Annotated in this window: 18 protein-coding genes; 6 read left to right on the top strand and 12 right to left on the bottom strand. The window is 42.8% G+C overall.

Features of this window, described 5'->3' with window-relative positions; translation table 11 throughout:
• Window positions 1–111 precede the first annotated feature (111 nt).
• The 5 genes from METVE_RS0106620 to METVE_RS0106595 all read left to right on the top strand — a co-directional run bounded on the left by METVE_RS0106620 (window position 112) and on the right by METVE_RS0106595 (window position 5780).
• On the top strand, window positions 112–1668 hold the full coding sequence (locus tag METVE_RS0106620) for a hypothetical protein (protein ID WP_020167674.1): 1557 nt from the start codon (window positions 112–114) through the stop codon (window positions 1666–1668).
• 218 nt (window positions 1669–1886) lie between these two features.
• The gene (gene trxA, locus METVE_RS0106615) at window positions 1887–2213 is read left to right on the top strand and encodes a thioredoxin TrxA (RefSeq protein WP_020167673.1); all 327 of its coding nucleotides are present in this window, start codon (window positions 1887–1889) and stop codon (window positions 2211–2213) included.
• Between the two features lie 118 nt (window positions 2214–2331).
• Complete coding sequence (gene rho, locus METVE_RS0106610; protein WP_020167672.1) at window positions 2332–3591, top strand: transcription termination factor Rho; 1260 nt, start codon at window positions 2332–2334, stop codon at window positions 3589–3591.
• A 136-nt stretch (window positions 3592–3727) separates the two neighbouring features.
• On the top strand, window positions 3728–3970 hold the full coding sequence (locus METVE_RS0106605; protein ID WP_020167671.1) for a type B 50S ribosomal protein L31: 243 nt from the start codon (window positions 3728–3730) through the stop codon (window positions 3968–3970).
• A gap of 157 nt (window positions 3971–4127) precedes the next feature.
• On the top strand, window positions 4128–5780 hold the full coding sequence (locus tag METVE_RS0106595; protein ID WP_020167670.1) for an ArnT family glycosyltransferase: 1653 nt from the start codon (window positions 4128–4130) through the stop codon (window positions 5778–5780).
• 81 nt (window positions 5781–5861) lie between these two features.
• Here the strand turns inward: METVE_RS0106595 and modC are convergent, their stop codons facing one another.
• The 12 genes from modC to METVE_RS0106535 form a co-directional block, all read right to left on the bottom strand.
• Window positions 5862–6935 carry a molybdenum ABC transporter ATP-binding protein gene (gene modC, locus METVE_RS0106590; RefSeq protein ID WP_020167669.1) on the bottom strand — a complete coding sequence of 358 codons (1074 nt, stop codon included), beginning with the start codon at window positions 6933–6935 and terminating at the stop codon, window positions 5862–5864.
• On the bottom strand, window positions 6928–7656 hold the full coding sequence (gene modB / locus METVE_RS0106585) for a molybdate ABC transporter permease subunit (protein WP_020167668.1): 729 nt from the start codon (window positions 7654–7656) through the stop codon (window positions 6928–6930). Before modB ends, modC begins: the two co-directional genes overlap by 8 nt.
• A 92-nt stretch (window positions 7657–7748) precedes the next feature.
• Window positions 7749–7970 carry a formate dehydrogenase subunit delta gene (locus METVE_RS0106580; RefSeq protein WP_020167667.1) on the bottom strand — a complete coding sequence of 74 codons (222 nt, stop codon included), beginning with the start codon at window positions 7968–7970 and terminating at the stop codon, window positions 7749–7751.
• Between the two features lie 25 nt (window positions 7971–7995).
• Entirely contained in the window at window positions 7996–8874 is an 879-nt protein-coding gene (fdhD, locus tag METVE_RS0106575; protein ID WP_020167666.1) for a formate dehydrogenase accessory sulfurtransferase FdhD, read from the bottom strand.
• A 24-nt stretch (window positions 8875–8898) separates the two neighbouring features.
• The gene (fdhF, locus tag METVE_RS0106570) at window positions 8899–11817 is read right to left on the bottom strand and encodes a formate dehydrogenase subunit alpha (protein WP_026362043.1); all 2919 of its coding nucleotides are present in this window, start codon (window positions 11815–11817) and stop codon (window positions 8899–8901) included.
• Between the two features lie 21 nt (window positions 11818–11838).
• Window positions 11839–13473 carry a formate dehydrogenase beta subunit gene (locus METVE_RS0106565; RefSeq protein WP_020167664.1) on the bottom strand — a complete coding sequence of 545 codons (1635 nt, stop codon included), beginning with the start codon at window positions 13471–13473 and terminating at the stop codon, window positions 11839–11841.
• Complete coding sequence (locus tag METVE_RS0106560; protein ID WP_020167663.1) at window positions 13473–13988, bottom strand: formate dehydrogenase subunit gamma; 516 nt, start codon at window positions 13986–13988, stop codon at window positions 13473–13475. Before METVE_RS0106560 ends, METVE_RS0106565 begins: the two co-directional genes overlap by 1 nt.
• Before the next feature lie 197 nt (window positions 13989–14185).
• Window positions 14186–15247, bottom strand: coding sequence for a sulfate/molybdate ABC transporter ATP-binding protein (locus METVE_RS0106555; protein ID WP_020167662.1), 1062 nt, complete (start codon window positions 15245–15247; stop codon window positions 14186–14188).
• 91 nt (window positions 15248–15338) lie between these two features.
• Window positions 15339–16247: a sulfate ABC transporter permease subunit CysW gene (cysW, locus tag METVE_RS0106550; protein WP_020167661.1), complete on the bottom strand. Its 909-nt coding sequence runs from the start codon at window positions 16245–16247 to the stop codon at window positions 15339–15341.
• 57 nt (window positions 16248–16304) lie between these two features.
• Window positions 16305–17132 (bottom strand): sulfate ABC transporter permease subunit CysT, encoded by an 828-nt coding sequence (gene cysT / locus METVE_RS0106545; RefSeq protein ID WP_020167660.1) that lies wholly within the window; start codon window positions 17130–17132, stop codon window positions 16305–16307.
• Window positions 17133–17244: 112 nt separating this feature from the next.
• The gene (locus METVE_RS0106540; RefSeq protein ID WP_020167659.1) at window positions 17245–18120 is read right to left on the bottom strand and encodes an EAL domain-containing protein; all 876 of its coding nucleotides are present in this window, start codon (window positions 18118–18120) and stop codon (window positions 17245–17247) included.
• 85 nt (window positions 18121–18205) lie between these two features.
• Window positions 18206–19201, bottom strand: coding sequence for a sulfate ABC transporter substrate-binding protein (locus METVE_RS0106535; protein ID WP_020167658.1), 996 nt, complete (start codon window positions 19199–19201; stop codon window positions 18206–18208).
• A 435-nt stretch (window positions 19202–19636) separates the two neighbouring features.
• Here METVE_RS0106535 and epsC point away from each other — a divergent pair, with 435 nt between their 5' ends.
• Window positions 19637–20674: a serine O-acetyltransferase EpsC gene (gene epsC, locus METVE_RS0106530; protein WP_020167657.1), complete on the top strand. Its 1038-nt coding sequence runs from the start codon at window positions 19637–19639 to the stop codon at window positions 20672–20674.
• The last annotated feature ends 16 nt before the right edge of the window (window positions 20675–20690 follow it).

The raw sequence follows: 20690 nt of genomic DNA, 5'->3' as shown, positions 1-20690 counted from the left end.
TTTTTAAATTAATTCTTTAAAATTAGCGTGATAAATTGATAAAGCGACAAACTTTAAAGTGACAAACTTTAAATTAGCTCTTAATATATTAAGACATTGTGTGGAGTTTATATGCCGATTAGTCTTAAGCTACCAAATCTAGATAACAATCCAATTTTGTTGGCTGAAACTCGCGCGCACAAAATCAACGAATTCATACAAAACCTACCTTTTGGCGATCCAATTCGAGCGGCAACCGACTTAATTGAAGAACTGCAAATCATCAACAGTCAAAAAGTCGCATTTACCAATCGTCTGAATGCGTTAGAGCTTTATCGCCCAGCAGCAATTCAAATTTATCAAGACTTAATCCCACATTTCAGCAATGCCAGCTTGCCTATTTCTAAAAATGAGCAAGCTTTTGCCAGTGCTGCAGAACAGTTATGGCAAGAATTTGCGTTTGGCTATAAATTTGCGCTGGTGGATTTACAAAATAAAATCCTCAACTTAAATAGCAGCAAAACGACTGCATTAGTGATCCAACGTGCGATTCATGCCTGCAAAGAAATCGCGCTGATTCACCATCTTACTTACGCCAGCACACCAATTATATTGTGGGGTGAATTACATCAGCTTTATTACTGTGCGTTGCAACAATCTGCCGAAAAACTGCCTGTCGCGGAGCATTACACCAGCGCGAATGCCAGTTCTGTCAATTTGATTTACACGCAGATATTGCTACTTAACCTTGCTAATCCGCAACATTTTGCCAACCAAGATATTGTCAAAATCGATAGCTACTTAGGTAATGTCGCCCATCAAGCAGAGTTAAGACCGCTCGGTTTTGTTGAAAATCCTACTGGTGTATTTTTAGTTGCACTAAATGGCAATCAGCCGCCGACTGCCTTTGTTAAAAATAAGACTATTCCCGATGGAAGCACCGATATTCTGCTGGTCACTGTCAATTTAGCAAGACAAATACATCAGCACATTAAATTACTACGTGAAGGCATTGTGCCGAACGATGGCAGTATGCCTAAAAATGCCATAGAGACGCATTTTGCAGATTTACTCGCGCATTTAATTAAACAATATGGTAAAACACCGCAACGTGTATTCTCTAGAAGCAAAAAAAGCGATGGAGTAGAATTAGGTATTGGCATCAACTCCACGCATCATTTGATTCGTGAAGTCGCATCACATTTCAGCCCACATCAAAGTATTAGCGGCTTGGGTACAAACGGTATCTATCGACCATCGCGCTGGCAAATCTTAAATGTCAGTGCGGGCGGCTATGCGCTACGTAAATTCAATTCATCTCAAGCCACCGCACAAATTGGCGATGTTGTCGCGATGAAAGACAATAGTACAAAAATGTGGGAGCTGGCTGTGTTACGCTGGGCCAAAGTGAACGAATTAAAACAATTAGATGTGGGCTTGCAGCTTATTTCACCCAGTGCTTCTGCTGTCAGTGTGAGAGCCGACAATAATGCGCTAGAAAATGAAGCCTTGTTATTGCCTGAATTAGCGGCATTAAAACAACCTGCAAGCATTATTACGGCTGTTGGCTTATGCAAAATCGGTAGTACTTTGGAGCTTCATCACAATAATGCGGTGAGCAACGTGCAAATCACGCAATTGGTAGAGCGCACCGCGAGTTTTGAGCGCTTTCAATACAGCTTGATATAAATCAATTACTATTGTTATACTAGCAAAACTAGTTATTTAGTTAAAAGTTAGTCTGTACTGAATAAATTATTATCGTTACAACCTATTAAGTTAATTATATTTTTGTTAATTACTTGAAAATACGTTAATCGACGCTATTTAATTATCAAAGATAGCCATCATATTTAAGTTATCGTACACTATTCAGTCAATCGTAAAATTTCTACACCGAGGTCACCATGAGCGAAAACATTACCCATTTAAGCGATGCTGCTTTTGAGCAGGAAGTATTGCAATCTTCCCTTCCAGTTTTAGTGGATTATTGGGCAGAATGGTGTGGGCCTTGCAAAATGATTGCGCCAATCTTGGATGACATTAGCAAAGAATATGCTGGCCGTTTAAAAGTAGCCAAACTGAATATTGATGATAATCAACAAACACCGCCAAAATATGGCATTCGCGGCATTCCAACCTTAATGTTATTTAAAAACGGTAGTGTTGAAGCCACCAAAGTCGGTGCATTATCAAAATCTCAATTAACAGCATTTATTGATAGCAACATCTAAATATATAAGCCTTTTTTCGAATACGTCTAGTTTCTACCATCCAATCAGAAACTAGACATTTTTTATCACTTCATCATACAAACTATCCCTTAGTTAGTCACTTCTAGAGAGTTCTCTCATGCATTTATCTGATCTAAAACACCTACCTGTCACCGAACTCGTTGAAATGGCAATTACCAACGAAATCGACAACGCAAGCCGTATGCGTAAGCAAGATTTGATTTTTGCCATATTAAAAAATAAAGCAAAAAAAGGTGACAGTATTTTTGGTGACGGTACATTAGAAGTGCTACAAGATGGATTTGGATTTTTACGCTCACCCGATACGTCTTATCTTGCTGGGCCTGATGATATTTACGTTTCACCTTCGCAAATTCGCCGTTTTAATCTGCACACAGGTGATAGCATTCAAGGTGAAATTCGCACACCGAAAGATGGCGAACGTTACTTTGCTTTAGTAAAAGTTGACCAAGTGAATGGTGAAGCACCAGAAAACACCAAGCATAAAATTCTGTTTGAAAATTTAACACCACTTTTCCCAACAATCCCCCTCACTTTAGAACGCGATATTCGCGGTGAAGAAAATATCACTAGTCGCGTGATTGATATGATTGCACCAATTGGCCGCGGTCAACGCGGATTATTAGTCGCCAGCCCGAAAAGCGGTAAAACGGTGATGATGCAAAATATTGCACATGCCATTACCGCCAACCATCCCGATGTGATTCTGATTGTTTTGCTGATTGATGAACGCCCTGAAGAAGTGACTGAAATGACGCGTTCTGTAAAAGGTGAGGTAGTTGCTTCAACCTTTGATGAACCTGCAACCCGCCATGTGCAAGTGGCTGAAATGGTGCTAGAAAAAGCCAAACGCTTAGTTGAGCATAAAAAAGATGTGGTGATTTTACTAGATTCAATCACCCGCTTAGCACGCGCTTACAACACAGTCATTCCTTCATCCGGCAAAGTATTAACTGGTGGTGTGGATGCAAATGCGTTGCAACGTCCTAAACGTTTCTTTGGTGCAGCACGAAATATTGAAGAAGGCGGTTCATTAACGATTATCGCCACAGCACTGGTCGATACAGGCTCGCGCATGGATGATGTGATTTACGAAGAGTTTAAAGGTACGGGCAATATGGAAATCCATCTTGACCGTAAAATGGCTGAAAAACGCCTCTATCCAGCCATTAACGTTAATAAATCGGGCACGCGTAAAGAAGAGTTGCTCATCGAAAAAGATGTATTACAGAAAATTTGGGTGTTGCGTAAACTGCTTTATCCAATGGACGATTTAGAAGCGATGGAATTCTTGTTAGATAAAATCAAAGCCACTAAAAACAATGCGGATTTTTTTGACAGCATGCGCCGCGGTTAATACTTAACACTCAAAATGACCCAAATATTCAGCCTTGCGCATCAACGCAAAACTCAATATAATGCGCGTCTATTGCAATTTTAGTGCAAATTAATTACTGCCGTATCTTTCGGCAAATAAACAGCGAGGCTATATCATGAAAGACGGAATTCATCCAGAATACAGAGAAGTAGTGTTCCAAGACATTGGTGCAGACTTCAGTTTTGTTACACGCTCAACCATTTCTGCCCGTGACACTATCAAATGGACAGATGGTAAAGAATATCCACTGGTTAAAATTGAAGTTTCTTCAAAATCACACCCGTTCTACACTGGCAAACAAATGATTTTAGACACTGCTGGTCGTGTTGAGAAATTCAAACAAAAATACGGCATGTAATTCAATGCTTGTGTTTGGCAAAAAAGGCAGCTTAGCTGCCTTTTTTATTTTCGTGCTATTTGCGTTTTATTTAATCAGTATTTGTTAAATGATTAATTTAAGCAGTTGCAAAATAAGCAGTGCTAAAATAGACAAATAAATTCAACAACGGCAATCAATGCGCTTCGATCTAGAACATGACTGGCAAGGAAATATGTCTACCCCGCGCGCGCGCGTGGGTGAGCGTGCAAAAACGCACTTATTATTAGTGCTATGTGCGGTTTGGTTGTTTATGGGTTTAATTGGTCACGCACCTTGGAAACCATTTGAGTCGCACAGTATTAGCATCATCAAAAACATGCTGGACTCTAGCCAGTATTTAGCGCCTAATTCTGCTGGCAATCCCAACATTGTTGACCCGCCCTTATTTTATTTAAGCGCCACCTTGCTGGCCAAAGTGTTGCAACCCATATTACCCTTGCATGATGCAGCACGTATCGCTTCTGGCTTATGGATGTTAATCACCCTGCTTATGATTGGCATGGCTGGGCGTGAGTTGTGGGATAAAGGCATCGGTCGGCAAACCACATTCGTGTTCATGGGCTCGCTCGGCCTAATTGTCAGCGCCCATACGTTAACACCTGCAGTCGCAAGTTTAACTGGTTTAGCGGCTGGATTTTATGCGTTGGCTTTAAGCAAAAGACGGCCCTATCGAGCAAGCGTTTTGTTGGCTTTTGGACTGACTGTTAGTTTTTTATCAACAGGTTTGTTGCCTTTATCTATTCTCTTGGCCACATGCTTAATATTGCCGTGCCTGTTTAGTTTTTGGCGTAGCAAAAGTTTTCTGTATGTTGTCGCAATTGCCATTGCAATTGCCAGTCCATTTTTAGCGATATGGCCAGCTTTATGCCTGATTTTCCATCCAGAACTTTTCAATGCTTGGTGGTTACAATCGTTTGCGCAATTCAATGATTCTTATCATGTGTATTTCCTGAAAACATTATTATGGTATGCATGGCCAGCTTTACCGCTAGCCATTTGGGGCGCTTGGCGTTATCGGGCGCAATTGCTCAGCAAACCAAGATTCCAACTGATTCTTACCTTTACGCTGGTCGCTTGGGTATTAATCGGCTTTGGTGCTGATCGCAAAGATATCTTTGCGCTGCCATTGTTAATTCCTTTAACCGCCATGGCGGGTGGCAGTATTGAAACCCTAAAGCGCGGCACCGCTGGCGCATTGAATTGGTTTGGCCTGATTTTGTTTGGCTTAATGAGCAGCTTGATTTGGCTGGGCTGGATTGCGATGATGACTGGTAGTCCAGCTAAAATCAAAGAACGACTCGCTTTTTTATCTGGCGTGACACAACTTGATTTCAACTTTATAGCGGTGATATTCGCCATCGCTGTCAGCTTGATATGGTTATTCGCGATATTTCGCGCGCAACATTCTAACCGTTCAGGTGCAACTAACTGGGCCATTGGTATGACCTGTGTATGGACATTATTGATGACATTGTGGCTACCAATGATTGATTCTGCGCGCAGTTATAGCACGGTGTTTACGCAATTAAAAGATGCGTTGCCTAAAGAATTCGCCTGTATTACCAGTAATCGTTTGGGCGAAAGTCAGCGCGATTTATTGCATTATTATGCCAATGTAAAAACCCAAGCGTTTGAAAAAGAACAAAATCTTAATTGCGATTTGTACTTAATTCAAGAAGATAAAGGTCGTGAAAAAATTGACCCTGGCGCTGACTGGAAACTGATCTGGAACGGAAAGCGCATCAGCGATCGCCACGAATATTTTCGACTGTTTCAACATGTTAACTAAGTTGCACTGAACGTTTTATTTGGAACGTTTTGCTTGGATATTTTTAATGTGGCAATCACGTTATTTGCCATAAGTTAGTTGTTAAATAAAACCATGCGCACGTATTGCCTGCGCCTTTATCAAACAATACACACTATTGCCAACAACAATATTCAGCGTTTCTAATGCCTTTGTTGTCACTTCAGCCACAATTTGGCTCTCGCCAATATCTACTGTGACTAATACACGATAACCAATCTGTTTAATCTCTGTGACCTGTCCCTGTAATTGATTTTGTATCGTGACACTTTCTAACCGAGATATTGACAGCGCAATACTTGAAGCAGGAATAGAAATCGTGATTTGCGCGCCCGTATCTGCGGTTATTATTGGCGCCACAATAGTTTGACTGCCATGTTTTAACGTGGTCGAGCCATACCTATTATCGTGACTGGCAATCACTGCGCCAATCACATTTTCCAAACCCAACGATTGCGCAATACGCTGCAAATTATCTTGGTGAATAATCTCGTGAAAACGCCCCTGCGCCAGCAACTTTCCCTGCTCAATGATCACGATTTCAGATGTGACATATAAAATCTCATCAATCGCATGACTGACATAAATCATCGGGATATTGATTTCATCTTTTACACGTCGTAAAAACGGCAATATTTGATGCTTTAATCGCACATCTAATGCAGCCAGCGGTTCATCTAATAAAAGCAAACGTGGCGAAGTGAGTAAGGCACGCCCAAGTGATACACGTTGTTTTTCTCCACCAGAGATTTGATGCGGTTTTTGCGACAGCAAATGTCCGATTTCTAACAAATCCACAATTTGCTTAAAACTAAAACGCTTATCTTTTAATGTAAGAAAGCCGTAATTTAAATTATCGCGAATATTCAGATGTGGGAATAATCGACTATCCTGAAACACCACGCCTATGCGACGCTGATGTATGGGAACATCAATCGCATGCTGACTATCAAATAAGCATTCGCCATCTAAAATCAGTTGGCCTGAGTGCGGTTTCACCAATCCTGCAATCATACCCAACAATGTGCTTTTACCTGCACCAGATGCGCCAAACAAACCAACAACTGGTGCGTTTAAACGACATTTTACGTCTAGATCAAAATCGCCCTGATTGCGCTGAAAGTCAAACTCAATCATTATCTTTCTCCCGCAAGCCACGTCCAATATGCTTTGTAGCTTTGCGTTCGAGTAGATCGCTAATCATTAACGCACCTAACGCGATAATCATGCTTAAAATCACTAACCGCATGGCGGCGACATCGCCACCTGGTATCTGGGTATAAGTATAAATGGCTAATGGCAGTGTACGCGTTTCACCTTCGATATTGCCTACAAAGGTAATAGTTGCGCCAAACTCGCCTAAGCTGCGACTGAATGCCAGAATCAAACCGGTGACAATTCCCGGCAAGGCGAGTGGTAAAGTGATTGTGAAAAAAACTCTAAATGGATGTGCGCCCAGCGATTGCGCGGCAGCTTCTAATCCAGCATCTACTTGGCTGATTGCCAACCGCGCTGAACGAACCATTAACGGGAATGCCATTACGGCTGAAGCGATAACAGCGCCTATCCACGTGAATGCGATGCTAATACCGAAAGTTGCTTGTAACCATTTACCGATTATCCCTTGACCGCCCAGCAGGATGAGCAAAAGGAAACCGGGTACAACCGGTGGCAAAACCAGTGGCAAATGCACAATGCTGTCTAATAGCGATTTACCAATAAACGATTTTTTCGCCAATAACCAAGCGACTGCAACGCCTGGAATACAAATAATTAACGTACAAAACACCGCCACTTTTGCCGAAAGTACCAACGCTTCAATTTCTGCTGGGCTTAATATAAAAAAAGAGAGGTTCACGGCTTTATTATAAGTGAATCAAATTGAATGATTTAAAGTGGTTAACTTTAGTAAGAATTACAGAGTAATTCGATTTGATTCAATCAACCTAATTATTCGACATCAAGATAAGTGGAAATAGCCGAGATAACCTTTGCATGCAAACCAGCACCGCCGTCCTCTTTAACATGCGAAGCAATCTGCTGACGCATGGTTAATGCCCAAAAACGATTCAAATGTTGGGCAATATCTTGCTGTGCTTGTACTTGGTCTGGATATGATTCAAAAAAATCGCCTACTTGATTTGCCATTTTGATTAATTGTTCTGTTTGCATAAGTCTGGGTATAAATTTAGGTTTATTAAAATTGTATTCGATGCTTGTGGGTATAAATCACAAATTGATTATCGCGCAAAAAACCGATTAATGTCACGCCATAGGTTTCTGCTACACGTATCGCAAGGCCAGTTGGTGCAGAAATCGCGGCTAGAATACTAATACCAGCAGTTGCTACTTTTTGTACCATTTCAACACTAGCACGGCTTGATGTCAGCACGAAACCATCGGCCTGCATTGGCGACTTGGCCAAGGCACCAATCAACTTATCCATGGCATTATGCCGCCCGACATCTTCACGCACCAATTGTATTTCACCCTGCGCACTCACCCAGACGCAGGCATGCGTTGCGCCAGTAACTTGCTGTAGCGGTTGATGTGATTGCATCATTTTAAAGGCTAACTCGATACTTTTGACAGGCAGTTTTGAAGCTGTAAGACTGATTGATTGCGCGGGCAAACGCAAGGCTTGATCTAAACTTTCTGCGCCACACAAGCCACAACCTGTGCGGCCAGTTAAATTTCGGCGGCGTTGCTTTAATTGGACAAAGCACTCTGTCGCCACATCCATTTGCAACTCAATTCCTTGCGCTTGTGGAACAATATCCACATCGTACAAATCACTTTTATCGCGAAAAATACCCTCACTTAACGAGAAACCGAGTGCAAAATCAGTTAAATCTGCAGGTGTCGCCAGCATCACTACATGCGAAATTCCATTGTAAATCAACGCGATTGGTACTTCTTCCGCCACTTTATCGGTAGCATCCGTTAAAACACCGCCACGCCAGCGCGCCACGTTTACTTGCGTTGAAGTCGCGTTTACAGAAATCAATGTTGGTGAATCAGTTTCTGTTAGTGCAGCCTCAATAGGCGATACATTTTTGATGGTTTCAGTCGCCAATTCAGCTCAAATACTCATCAACTATTAAGCGGGCTGCTTAATTACTTTATTAGATTTTTTGCCCGTAAATGCAATCTGCGCTTCGCTAAAAGATTGATAATCTTTTTGCCAATCTGATAACTGATGCACCCGATTGACTTGCACCGCCGTCACTTTAAACTCAGGGCAATTGGTCGCCCAATCGCTATTGTCAGTGGTAATCACGTTTGCGCCAGACTCTGGATGATGGAAGGTGGTGTAAATCACGCCTGGCTGTACACGCTCAGTTAATGTTGCCCGCAATACGGTTTCGCCGGCACGGCTGGCAATACCCACCCAATCACCTTCTTTAATACCGCGATCTTCGGCATCGTGCGGATGAATTTCAACAATATCTTCTGCGTGCCAAGCATTGTTTTTGGTGCGGCGTGTTTGTGCACCTACATTGTATTGCGACAAAATTCGACCCGTGGTCAGGATTAACGGATATTTTGCATTCACTTTTTCAGTTGTTGGCACATATTGCGTGATAAAGAATTTGCCTTTTCCACGCACGAATTCGTCAATATGCATGGTTGGCGTGCCTGTAGGATTTGCATCATCGCAAGGCCATTGAATACTGCCTAACTCATCCAGTTTTTTAAAACTCACGCCTTTAAATGTTGGAGTTAATGCCGCAATTTCATCCATAATTTCGCTGGCATGGTTGTAATTCATTTCATAACCCAAAGCCTTGGATAACTTGGCGGTAATTTCCCAATCCTCTAGTCCGCGTTCACCATGCCCATTTTTAGGTGTCATCACACGGCGCACGGGTGAAATACGACGTTCTGCATTGGTAAAAGTACCATTTTTTTCCAAGAATGATGCACCCGGGAAAAACACATGCGCGTACATCGCGGTCTCATTCAAAAACAAGTCTTGCACGATGACGCATTCCATACTTTCCAGCGCATGTGTGACATGCTGCGTATTTGGGTCAGATTGAGCGATATCTTCACCTACGCAATATAAGGCCTTGAATTTACCTTCACCCGCTAAATCCAACATGTTGGGGATGCGCAAACCAGGGTCATTACTTAGTGGTCGACCCCAAGCAGATTCAAATAAAGCACGTGTTGCCTCATCAGATACATGACGATAACCAGGATATTCATGCGGCATGCTGCCCATATCGCAAGATCCTTGTACGTTATTTTGACCGCGTAACGGGTTAACTCCTACGCCCTCTCGACCTACATTGCCTGTAGCCATTGCTAAGTTAGCAATACCCATCACCATGGTTGAGCCTTGACTGTGCTCAGTTACACCTAGCCCGTAATAAATCGCGCCATTACCGCCTGTTGCAAATAAACGTGCAGCTTGACGCACTAATTCAGCCTTAACACCCAATGTTTCTTCTAAAGCTTCGGGTGAGTTCTCAGGTTTGGCAACAAAATCACGCCACGTCACAAATGAATCCCACTCACAACGTTCACGTACGAAATCTTCTTTGACCAAGCCTTCTGTGACGACCACATGCGCAAGAGCCGAAATTAATGCCACGTTTGTACCAGGACGTAAGTTAAGATGATAATCGGCACGAATATGCGGTGAATTCTCAACCAGATCGATTGCGCGCGGGTCGGCGATAATTAATTTAGCGCCTTCACGCAAGCGGCGTTTCATCAGCGACGCAAATACAGGATGCCCGTCGGTTGGATTTGCGCCAATGACCATAATCACATCCGATTGCATCACGGAATCGAATGTTTGCGTACCTGCCGATTCACCCAATGTTTGTTTAAGCCCATAACCAGTTGGGCTATGGCAAACGCGTGCGCAAGTATCCACATTATTAGTGCCAAACACTGCGCGCACCAATTTTTGTGTGACATATACTTCTTCATTGGTACAGCGACTGGATGTAATGCCACCCATGGCTTCTTTGCCATATTTGGCTTCAATACGTTTAATCTCGCTGGCAGCGTAATTAATCGCTTCATCCCAGCTCACAACCTGCCATTCGTCATGAATACTTTTGCGTATCATCGGTGTCGTGATGCGATCCTGATGCGTCGCGTAACCCCAAGCGAAACGCCCTTTAACACAAGAGTGACCATGATTGGCGCCGCCATCTTTATTCGGCGTCATGCGTACCACTTCCTCGCCTTTCATTTCGGCATCAAAGCTGCAGCCCACGCCGCAATAAGCACAAGTCGTGGTGACTTTATGCTCTGGCGTACCTGCTTCGATTACAGTTTTTTCCATCAATGTTGCCGTTGGGCAAGCTTGTACGCAGGCACCGCAAGACACGCATTCTGACTCTAAAAAGTCTTTATTGCCGGCAGAAACTTTGCTGCCAAATCCACGACCTTCAATGGTTAATGCAAATGTACCTTGTGTTTCTTCGCACGCACGCACGCAGCGGCTACAGACAATACATTTGCTCGGGTCAAACGTGAAGTAAGGATTGGATTCGTCTTTGGTTGATTTCAGGTGATTTTCACCTTCATAACCGTAACGCACTTCGCGCAAACCGACTGCACCAGCCATATCTTGCAATTCGCAATCACCATTGGCTGCGCAGGTTAAACAATCTAAAGGATGGTCTGAAATATATAATTCCATCACGCCACGGCGTACGTCTGCCAGTTTACTGGTTTGCGTGCGCACCTGAATGCCTTCGGCTACTGGTGTGGTGCAAGACGCAGGATAACCACGGCGCCCTTCAATCTCGACCAAACATAATCGACATGAACCAAACGGCTCTAGTGAATCCGTTGCACATAATTTTGGCACTGTTACACCTGTTAACTGTGCCGCGTGCATAATCGATGTGCCTTCTGGCACGGTAATTTCTACACCGTCAATGTTCAACTTAACCAGTTTTTGGCTCGATTTTTTTGGCGTGCCGTAATCTTTATCCGAATCGTATCGATTCACTGACGTAGTATGTTGGGTGGTATATTTAATATCGTCCATGATGTTCTCTTCAGCCGCTTATCAAGCCGCCTGCGCCTTCTCTTGATTCTGTACTGTTGACTGATTATTTAGACCAGAATTTCTAGGTAAAAAATCCTCAGCAAAGTGATTTAATGCACTTAATACAGGATACGGCGTCATTCCGCCCAATGCACATAAGGAACCATTTAACATGGTGTCACTTAAATCGCGTACTAATTGCATATTTTTACTGTGATCAGTGCCAGCGATAATCTTATCAATCACTTCTACGCCCCGCACTGAACCGATTCGGCAAGGCGTACATTTGCCACAGCTTTCGATTGCGCAGAACTCAAACGCATAGCGCGCCATTTTTGCCATGTCTACCGTATCATCAAACGCTACAATGCCGCCATGACCTAATACCGCCCATATTTTGCCAAACTCTTCATAATCAAGCGGTGTATCAAACTGACTTTCTGGTAAGAATGCACCCAAAGGGCCGCCCACTTGAACAGCGCGGATTGGTTTTCCAGTCGCTGAACCACCACCAAAATCGTATAGCAAGTCACGCAGAGTCGCGCCAAATGCCAGCTCTACCAAACCGCCATGTTTGATATTACCAGCAAGCTGAATCGGCAAAGTGCCACGCGAACGACCCATGCCGTAGTCGGCATAGAACTGTGCGCCTTTATCTAAAATAATTGGAATAGTCGCCAGTGAAATCACGTTATTCACAACAGTTGGTTTGCCAAACAAACCTTCTATTGCCGGCAATGGCGGTTTAAAGCGCACCAAACCACGTTTACCTTCCAGACTTTCAAGCAAGCTGGTTTCTTCACCACATACGTAAGCGCCTGCTGCGCGACGTACTTCTAAGTTAAAACTGTGCTGTGAACCGCAAATATTCTCACCTAAATAACCAGCATTTTTTGCTTTATCAATCGCTTCATTTAACACTTTAAGTGCATGTGGATATTCGCTGCGAAGATAGATGTAACCTTGAGTTGCGCCTACTGCGACACCCGCAATCGTCATACCTTCAATCAACACAAACGGATCGTCTTCCATAATCATGCGATCAGAATAGGTGCCAGAATCGCCTTCATCTGCATTACAGACGATATATTTCTGCTCTGCGGTTGTGTCTAAAACCGTTTTCCATTTAATGCCTGTAGGAAAAGCCGCGCCGCCACGGCCGCGCAAACCTGAATCAGTAACCGTCTTAACGATATCTGCAGCTGATAATTTCAGTGCGTTTGCTAAACCTTTGTAGCCGTCATGCGCTAAATAATCCTCTAATGAAACAGGGTCGGTAATACCGACTCTAGCAAAAGTCAGGCGCTGCTGGCTTTTGAGCCACGCTAACTCTTCTGTTAATCCTAGATTAAGCGGATGTGCGGCGGCTTTTTCTGAATGCGCATTCAGAAAATCCGCGTCAAATAAACCAGCTACATCTTTAGCTTGCACAGGCGCGAATGCCACGCGGCCTTTTTCGGTTGCTACTTCGACAAATGGTTCTAGCCAGAACAGTCCGCGTGAACCATTACGAATCAGCTCTATTTCAACACCTCGATTTTCGGCTTCGGCAATAATCGCTTTGGCAGTGCGATCTGCACCAAGCGATAACGCGCTAGAATCACGCGGTACATAAACTTTAACTGTCTGAACATTAACTACTACAGTTTTATCCATCATGAAGTAGCCCTCGCGTCACCAATCAACTCAGCCACTTTTTGATTGTCCATGCGACCATACACTTCATCGTCCATCATCACCGCCGGCGAACAGGCGCAATTACCTAAACAGTAAACGGGCTCTAATGTGATGGCGCCATCTGCAGTCGTTTGATGATAGTCAATCCCAAGTGATGATTTGATGTTGGCTTCAAGCTTTTCTGAACCCATTGCCTGACAAGACTCTGCGCGACAAACTTGCAAAATATGTCGGCCAGCGGGATGTCTGCGGAAATGATGGTAAAAAGTGACAACGCCGTGCACTTCTGCAACAGAAAGTGCTAATGCTTTTGAGATAGGCAAATAGCTTGCCTCTGGCACATAGCCGATATTATCCTGAATGCTATGCAGCAAAGGCAATAACGCCCCTGGCAAGTCTTTATGCTGTGCAATCAAGACTTGCAGTTTGCTTAGTGTTTCCGCGTCTAATGGTGTTTCTAGGTCTAATATTTCTGTTGTTAATACGTTGCTCACACGAATCCTAACAATTCAGTAGATTTAGCATAATAATATACCTATTTACAGGCTTATTAAAGACGAAATAGACTGTTCAACGACTCGTGTAAGGCTTTATATTCTTAGCTTAATTTAAATCCCAATCTTAAATTTAGTGTGCATAACTTAACCCATTTAATAGTCCAAAAATTAATGACTAAAATGTTAACCGAAAATTAAGACAGAAATACGCGCACATTACGTGGGTAAACATACACTTTATTGCCCACCGCTATATCCAATTGCAGGAATTTTTCTCTAGTCAATTCTGATTCAATCACTTCAGATTGATCATCCCGTTGTAACTCCAACCGAACCAATGGTCCAATGGCATGAATATAGCTAATTACCGCCTCGAAAGCTGGTGTAGAGCCATTTAACTCTTTACGAATCTCAATATCATGCGGGCGCACATAAGCCAAACCAGCGCTGTGTTTGGTGTCTTGATGTGCATCGATTTTTAAACCGACACCACCAATATTGGCTTCACCTTCATGAATCTGGCTTTTGAACTGGTTAACATTGCCCAAAAATTGATACACAAAAGGCGATACAGGATGATCGTAAACTTCTTGTGGCGAACCGATCTGCTCAATCTGACCTTTATTAATCACCACAACGCGGTCAGAAACTTCCAACGCTTCTTCCTGATCATGCGTGACAAAGATGCTGGTGATGTGCAGTTCGTCATGCAAACGACGCAACCAACGGCGCAATTCTTTACGCACTTTCGCATCCAATGCGCCAAACGGCTCATCCAGCAGCAATACTTTTGGCTCTACTGCTAGCGCACGCGCTAGGGCAATACGTTGGCGCTGTCCACCTGACAATTGCGGTGGATAACGATCGGCTAGCCAATCCAGTTGTACCAACTCTAATAATTCATGTACGCGTCTTTTAATTTCAGCATCGGTTGGGCGCGTTTCTTTTGGGCGCACACGCAAACCAAAGGCGACATTCTCAAATACCGTCATATGGCGGAATAAGGCGTAATGTTGAAACACAAAACCCACTTCACGCTCACGCACTTGGCGCGAAGTCGCATCTGTTCCGTGAAACAGAATACTGCCAGAATCTGGCGTTTCTAGCCCCGCAATAATGCGCAGTAAAGTGGTCTTTCCGCAACCCGATGGTCCAAGCAATGCAACCAACTCGCCACTTGGCACATCTAGGCTCACATCGTTAAGTGCACTAAAGTTGCCAAAATTCTTACGGATGTTTTTAATTTCGATACTCATACTTAAAATTCCAATTTAATAATAATTTGCATGAACAAACTAACTAGCTAACCTTATATTTTTACTAATATTTTTTGACTCAATATTTGCATCAAGACTTCTCATCGATCTCTGCATTACGTGCGACTTTCCACTCAATAAAGCTTTTCAGCACCAGCGTTACTAACGCCAATATCGCCAACAAAGATGCCACTGCAAATGCTGCAGCGTAGTTATATTCGTTATACAAAATCTCAACATGTAGTGGCAAGGTATTAGTTAACCCTCGAATATGCCCAGAAACCACTGACACCGCGCCAAACTCGCCCATCGCACGCGCGTTGGTTAAAATGACACCGTATAACAAACCCCATTTAACATTCGGCAGCGTGATACGCCATAAAATCTGCCAACCAGAAGCGCCCAGTACCAAACCCGCTTCTTCCTCATCTTTACCTTGTGCTTGCATTAAGGGGATTAGCTCACGTGCAATAAAAGGGAAAGTCACGAAAATAGTCGCCAAAACAATACCTGGAATAGCAAAAATCACTTTGATGTCGTGATCCAACAACGTTGAACCCGCCCAACCTTGCAGACCGAAGATCAACACATAAATCAAACCAGCAATCACAGGTGAAACTGCAAACGGCAAATCGATTAACGTGATTAATATGCTCTTGCCACGAAACTCGAATTTAGCGATCGCCCAAGCCGCTGCTACGCCAAACACCAAGTTCAGCGGCACTGCGATTGCCGCTGCGATTAACGTCAGTTTGATAGAGGAAAGCGCATCAGGATCAGTTAACGCTGTAATATAAGTATCAAAACCTTTGCGTAAAGCTTCAGTAAAAACTGCTGCTAATGGCACGATTAAAAACAAACCTAGAAATATCAGCACAATCGCAATCAGCGTCCAGCGTATCCAAGCTGGCTCTGATGTCGCGCGGCTGCGGGCGACTTTATTTTGATAATTACTGTATTGAGATGTTTGTGTCGTCAGCAATGAGGTGGAAGTGGACATAGATTGTTCCTGATACTTTCTAACTATTAATATGATTTCTGTTAACTATGTATTGAATTAATTAGCCGTTGAGCGGCGATTAACCCACCATTGCAAGCCATTAATCGCAAATAACAGTAAAAATGAAATCACTAACATCACCACCGCAATAGCTGTCGCACTCGCGTATTCATATTGTTCTAGTTTGGTAATAATAATTAGCGGCGTGATCTCAGACACAAATGGCACATTACCCGCAATAAAGATCACTGAGCCATATTCACCAATCGCGCGTGCGAAAGCTAAAGCAAAGCCAGTCAATAAAGCTGGCCAGATTGCAGGAAAAATAATTTTGGTGAAAGTTTGCCAGCGATTCGCGCCTAAACTGGCCGCGGCTTCTTCAGTTTCGGATTCTAAATCCTCTAACACCGGCTGTACCGTTCGCACCACAAATGGCAAGCCAATAAACGTTAACGCGACAATCACGCCTATTGGCGTAAATGCGACTTTGATTCCTAACGGCTCTAACCACTGACCAATCCAGCCATTACCTGCATAAACGGCTGTTAGCGCAATACCTGCTACCGCAGTTGGCAAAGCAAAAGGTAAGTCGACCAATGCATCAATAATTTTTTTGCCGGGAAAAGTGTAACGCACGAGTACCCACGCAGTGAGTAAGCCGAATACCGCATTGATTAGCGCCCCTAAAAGTGATGCGCCAAACGTCAGTTTATAAGAAGCAACTACTCTTGGCGCGCTGACTACCGCCCAAAACTCACTTAAACTTAAATCAGTGGTTTTAATAAATGCAGCTGAAAGTGGGATAAGCACAATCAGACTGAGATAAAAGATGGTAAATCCTAGCGATAAATTAAAGCCAGGAAGTACGTTTTTTTGTTTTGCCATATAAAAATCAATCCATCTTTTATGTTAAGTAACTATTTTAACTAGCTCAAGTTTAATCACTTCAAATTTAAACACCTCAAGGCTAGAAACTTGATATCAACCAACTTAAAAGTTATGCAACTGCCAGCTTATTAACCGACGGTTTAAATAAATCTGTTTTCTGTAAGTCTTTAGCTGCTACCGCTTTACCAAGAAAATCACCTTGCAATAAAGTGGCGCCACTTTCAATGGCAATATTCAATTGTGATTGCGTTTCAACACCCGTCACTACGGCGCGCGCATCAATCGCTTTCACGCCAGCAATTAAGCTTGGCAACACCTTGTACAAATTGTCATTGGTTTCTGCTTGCTGAATCAAACTGGCATCAAACTTAACGAAATCTGGTGCCAACTTCCATAAGCGATCAACGTGAGAATTGGTATTGCCAAAATGCTCAATCGCAATGCGATAACCGCGATCACGATAATTGTTAATCGCATCAATCAACTGCTTATCTTGTGCAACTAAACCTTCGTCAATCTGAATCACCACGCGCTCAGTGGGCACAGAATTAGCATGTAGAATACGCTCAAAAACCTTGCCATGCGCATTCACTGAAATCAATAAATTTGGATGCACCGCCAAAAACAACAAGCCATTCTCATCATAAATCTGTTTAAAATTAAGCACATGTAAAGCACGACTCACACGGTCAAATTGCACCAGCTTTCCAGATTGCTCGGCATAACTATAAGCAAATTCAGATGTACTAGGCAATTCGCCGCCCAACGACGGTCTTAGCAACGCTTCATGACCAAATAAATCGCCTGCCACGCTGTCATAAATCGGCTGGAACGCACTATTTAATTGCACACCTAAGAATGTGCTATTGAATTCACCCGTCGATTGTTCTGCCAAACCATATTCGTCTAAATCTAAAAACAATGATTCTTTAAGTTGTAACCTAAGCTGCTCTACATGTGCAGCAGCGATTTTTATCTCTGCCATTTCTTTAATCCTTTTACTTTTTTATTTTTATTAACTCTATTTACTATTGATGCTTTTAAATATTAATTAACACTTTTTGCAGCGATTATTTTGAATAAATAGCATCAAAAGTACCGCCGTCAGCAAAATGCGTTTTCTGTGCTTTTGTCCAGCCGCCAAATACTTCATCCACGCTGAATAAATCAATCGGTTTAAAATCTGCTTTATGTTTTGCCGCGACCGAAGCTAGGCTTGGACGAATAAAATGCTGCGCAGCGATTTCTTGTCCCGCTTCAGAGTAATGAAAATCCGCATAAGCTTGCGCAACTGCGCGAGTTTTATGTTTATCGACATATCTATCCACTACTGCGATTGGGTTTTCCGCCAAAATACTCGAAGTCGGATAAACCACATCGAATTTATTGCCCAATTCTTTATTAATCAAATTCACTTCATTTTCGAACGTTAACAATACATCGCCAATATCGCGCTGCGCAAAAGTAGTAGTCGCACCACGACCGCCTGTATCTAAAACTGGTACATTTTTAAATAATTTGCCGACAAAATCTTTTGCCTGCGCGTCGCTACCGCCTTTTTTAAGCACATAACCCCAAGCGGCCAGATAACTGTATTTGCCGTTACCAGAGGTTTTTGGGTTAGGAATCACCACTGCCGTGCCTGGCTTCACTAAATCGTCCCAATCTTTAATATGTTTTGGGTTGCCTTGACGCACCAAAAAGACAATCGTAGAGGACGTTGGCGAACTGCCATGCGGCAAACGTTTTTGCCAGTCTTGAGGGATTAACTTCGCACGATCATACAAAATATCAATATCTGGCGCCTGATTCATACTGATTAGATCCGCTTCAAGACCATCAGCAACTGAGCGTGCTTGCTTGCTAGAGCCGCCGTGCGATTGGTTAATCGTCACTGTTTCGCCAGTTTTTTGCTTCCAAAATTTAACAAATGCAGGGTTCAGGTCTTTGTAAAATTCGCGCGTCACGTCGTATGAAACGTTCAGCAAAGTGCTATCTGCCAGTACATTTGTCGATAAAACCATTGCCGCGATTAGCGCGCCTAAAAGACTAGTTTTTTTAAACATGTTAATTTTCTTTGCTAAATAAATTCGAATACCCGCACTGTACGCAATCACTTAAATAATGTAAAAGAATAATAAAAGATATATTTATACCTAAAAATTATATATAAACCAATCAAACTAGCACCTTAAAATGCCTTGTGAATTTCACCTAGTTTAGTGTATATTTGCCGATAATTATTGACTGATAAAATATCAAAAATAAAACGTTAATATAAAGTATAAATAAGCATTTAGTTTTAAAAAACCATTGAGTGTGTTTGTGCCCACCGGACAGCCGGAAGCCAGCGAGTTGAATAAACTGCTGGCTTTTTTCGTTTTTTGCTTATGAAGTAGTGTTAAGTATTTTAATTACCCCACTTTACATACTTTATAAACTAGCAGAATATTGAATATCTAACATTTAACTTAGCAATTTAAATACGTATACAAATGTCTATGAAAAAAAGTCAAATCGACAATCCAGCGGATACAACAGAACCAAACGCGTTGGGTAGTAATGACTTGGGCATAAGTGACATTGTGACGGCATTACGTGATTTAAGATTGTCTTCACTAGAACACCGCAAGCGGCGCAATAAACCGCCAAAGTTGCCTTCTCGCAAAGCGTTGCAATCTATTATCGAAGGTTTAGGCGCGGCTTTGTTCCCTAACCGATTAGGTTTGCCTGATTTAAAAGAAGAAAGTTTAGATTATTTTGTAGGGCACACATTAGACGTGGTGTTGCGCGAGTTGGTGACACAAGTGAAGTTAGAGCTTAATTTTGCAGCTGATACGCTGAGCGAATCCAATGCCGATGCGGAAACAATCAAAAAAATCGGCAAAAAAACACCGATCGAAATAGTGCGTGAGTTTGCCAAACAACTACCAGTCGTTCGCGTGTTGTTGGATACAGATATTAAAGCCGCTTTTGAGGGCGACCCAGCTGCCAGGAGCGTGGACGAAGTGCTGGTTTGTTATCCAGGCATATTAGCGATTATTCATTACCGCTTGGCGCATGTGCTGCATAATTTAGATTTACCGTTGATTGCGCGCATGATTTCAGAGATTGCTCATTCTGCGACTGGTATTGATATTCACCCAGGCGCACAGATTGATGAAAGTTTCTTTATTGATCACGGTACAGGCGTGGTGATTGGTGAAACAACCATTATCGGCAAACACGTACGCATTTACCAGGCGGTGACACTTGGCGCAAAACGCTTCCCAACGGATGAAAATGGTAACTTACTAAAAGGTCATGCGCGTCATCCAATTGTAGAAGATGACGTGGTGGTTTATGCGGGCGCTACTGTGTTAGGTCGCATCACCATTGGGCAAGGCTCAGCCATTGGCGGCAATGTATGGCTGACACGTAGCGTGCCAGCGAATAGCAATATCACTCAAGCACAAATGTTGGCAAGCCCACTAGCTACGCCCGCACCCTCCAATAAGAGTAATGCAATAAATCCACAAGACATTTCACAAACACACTAGCCCAATTTATAAGGAG

The organism is Methylotenera versatilis 79, from assembly GCF_000384375.1.
In the GTDB taxonomy this organism is placed as follows: domain Bacteria; phylum Pseudomonadota; class Gammaproteobacteria; order Burkholderiales; family Methylophilaceae; genus Methylotenera_A; species Methylotenera_A versatilis_B.
The sequence above is the reverse complement of the archived record's forward strand: the minus strand, read 5'-3'. Positions and strand labels throughout refer to the sequence as shown.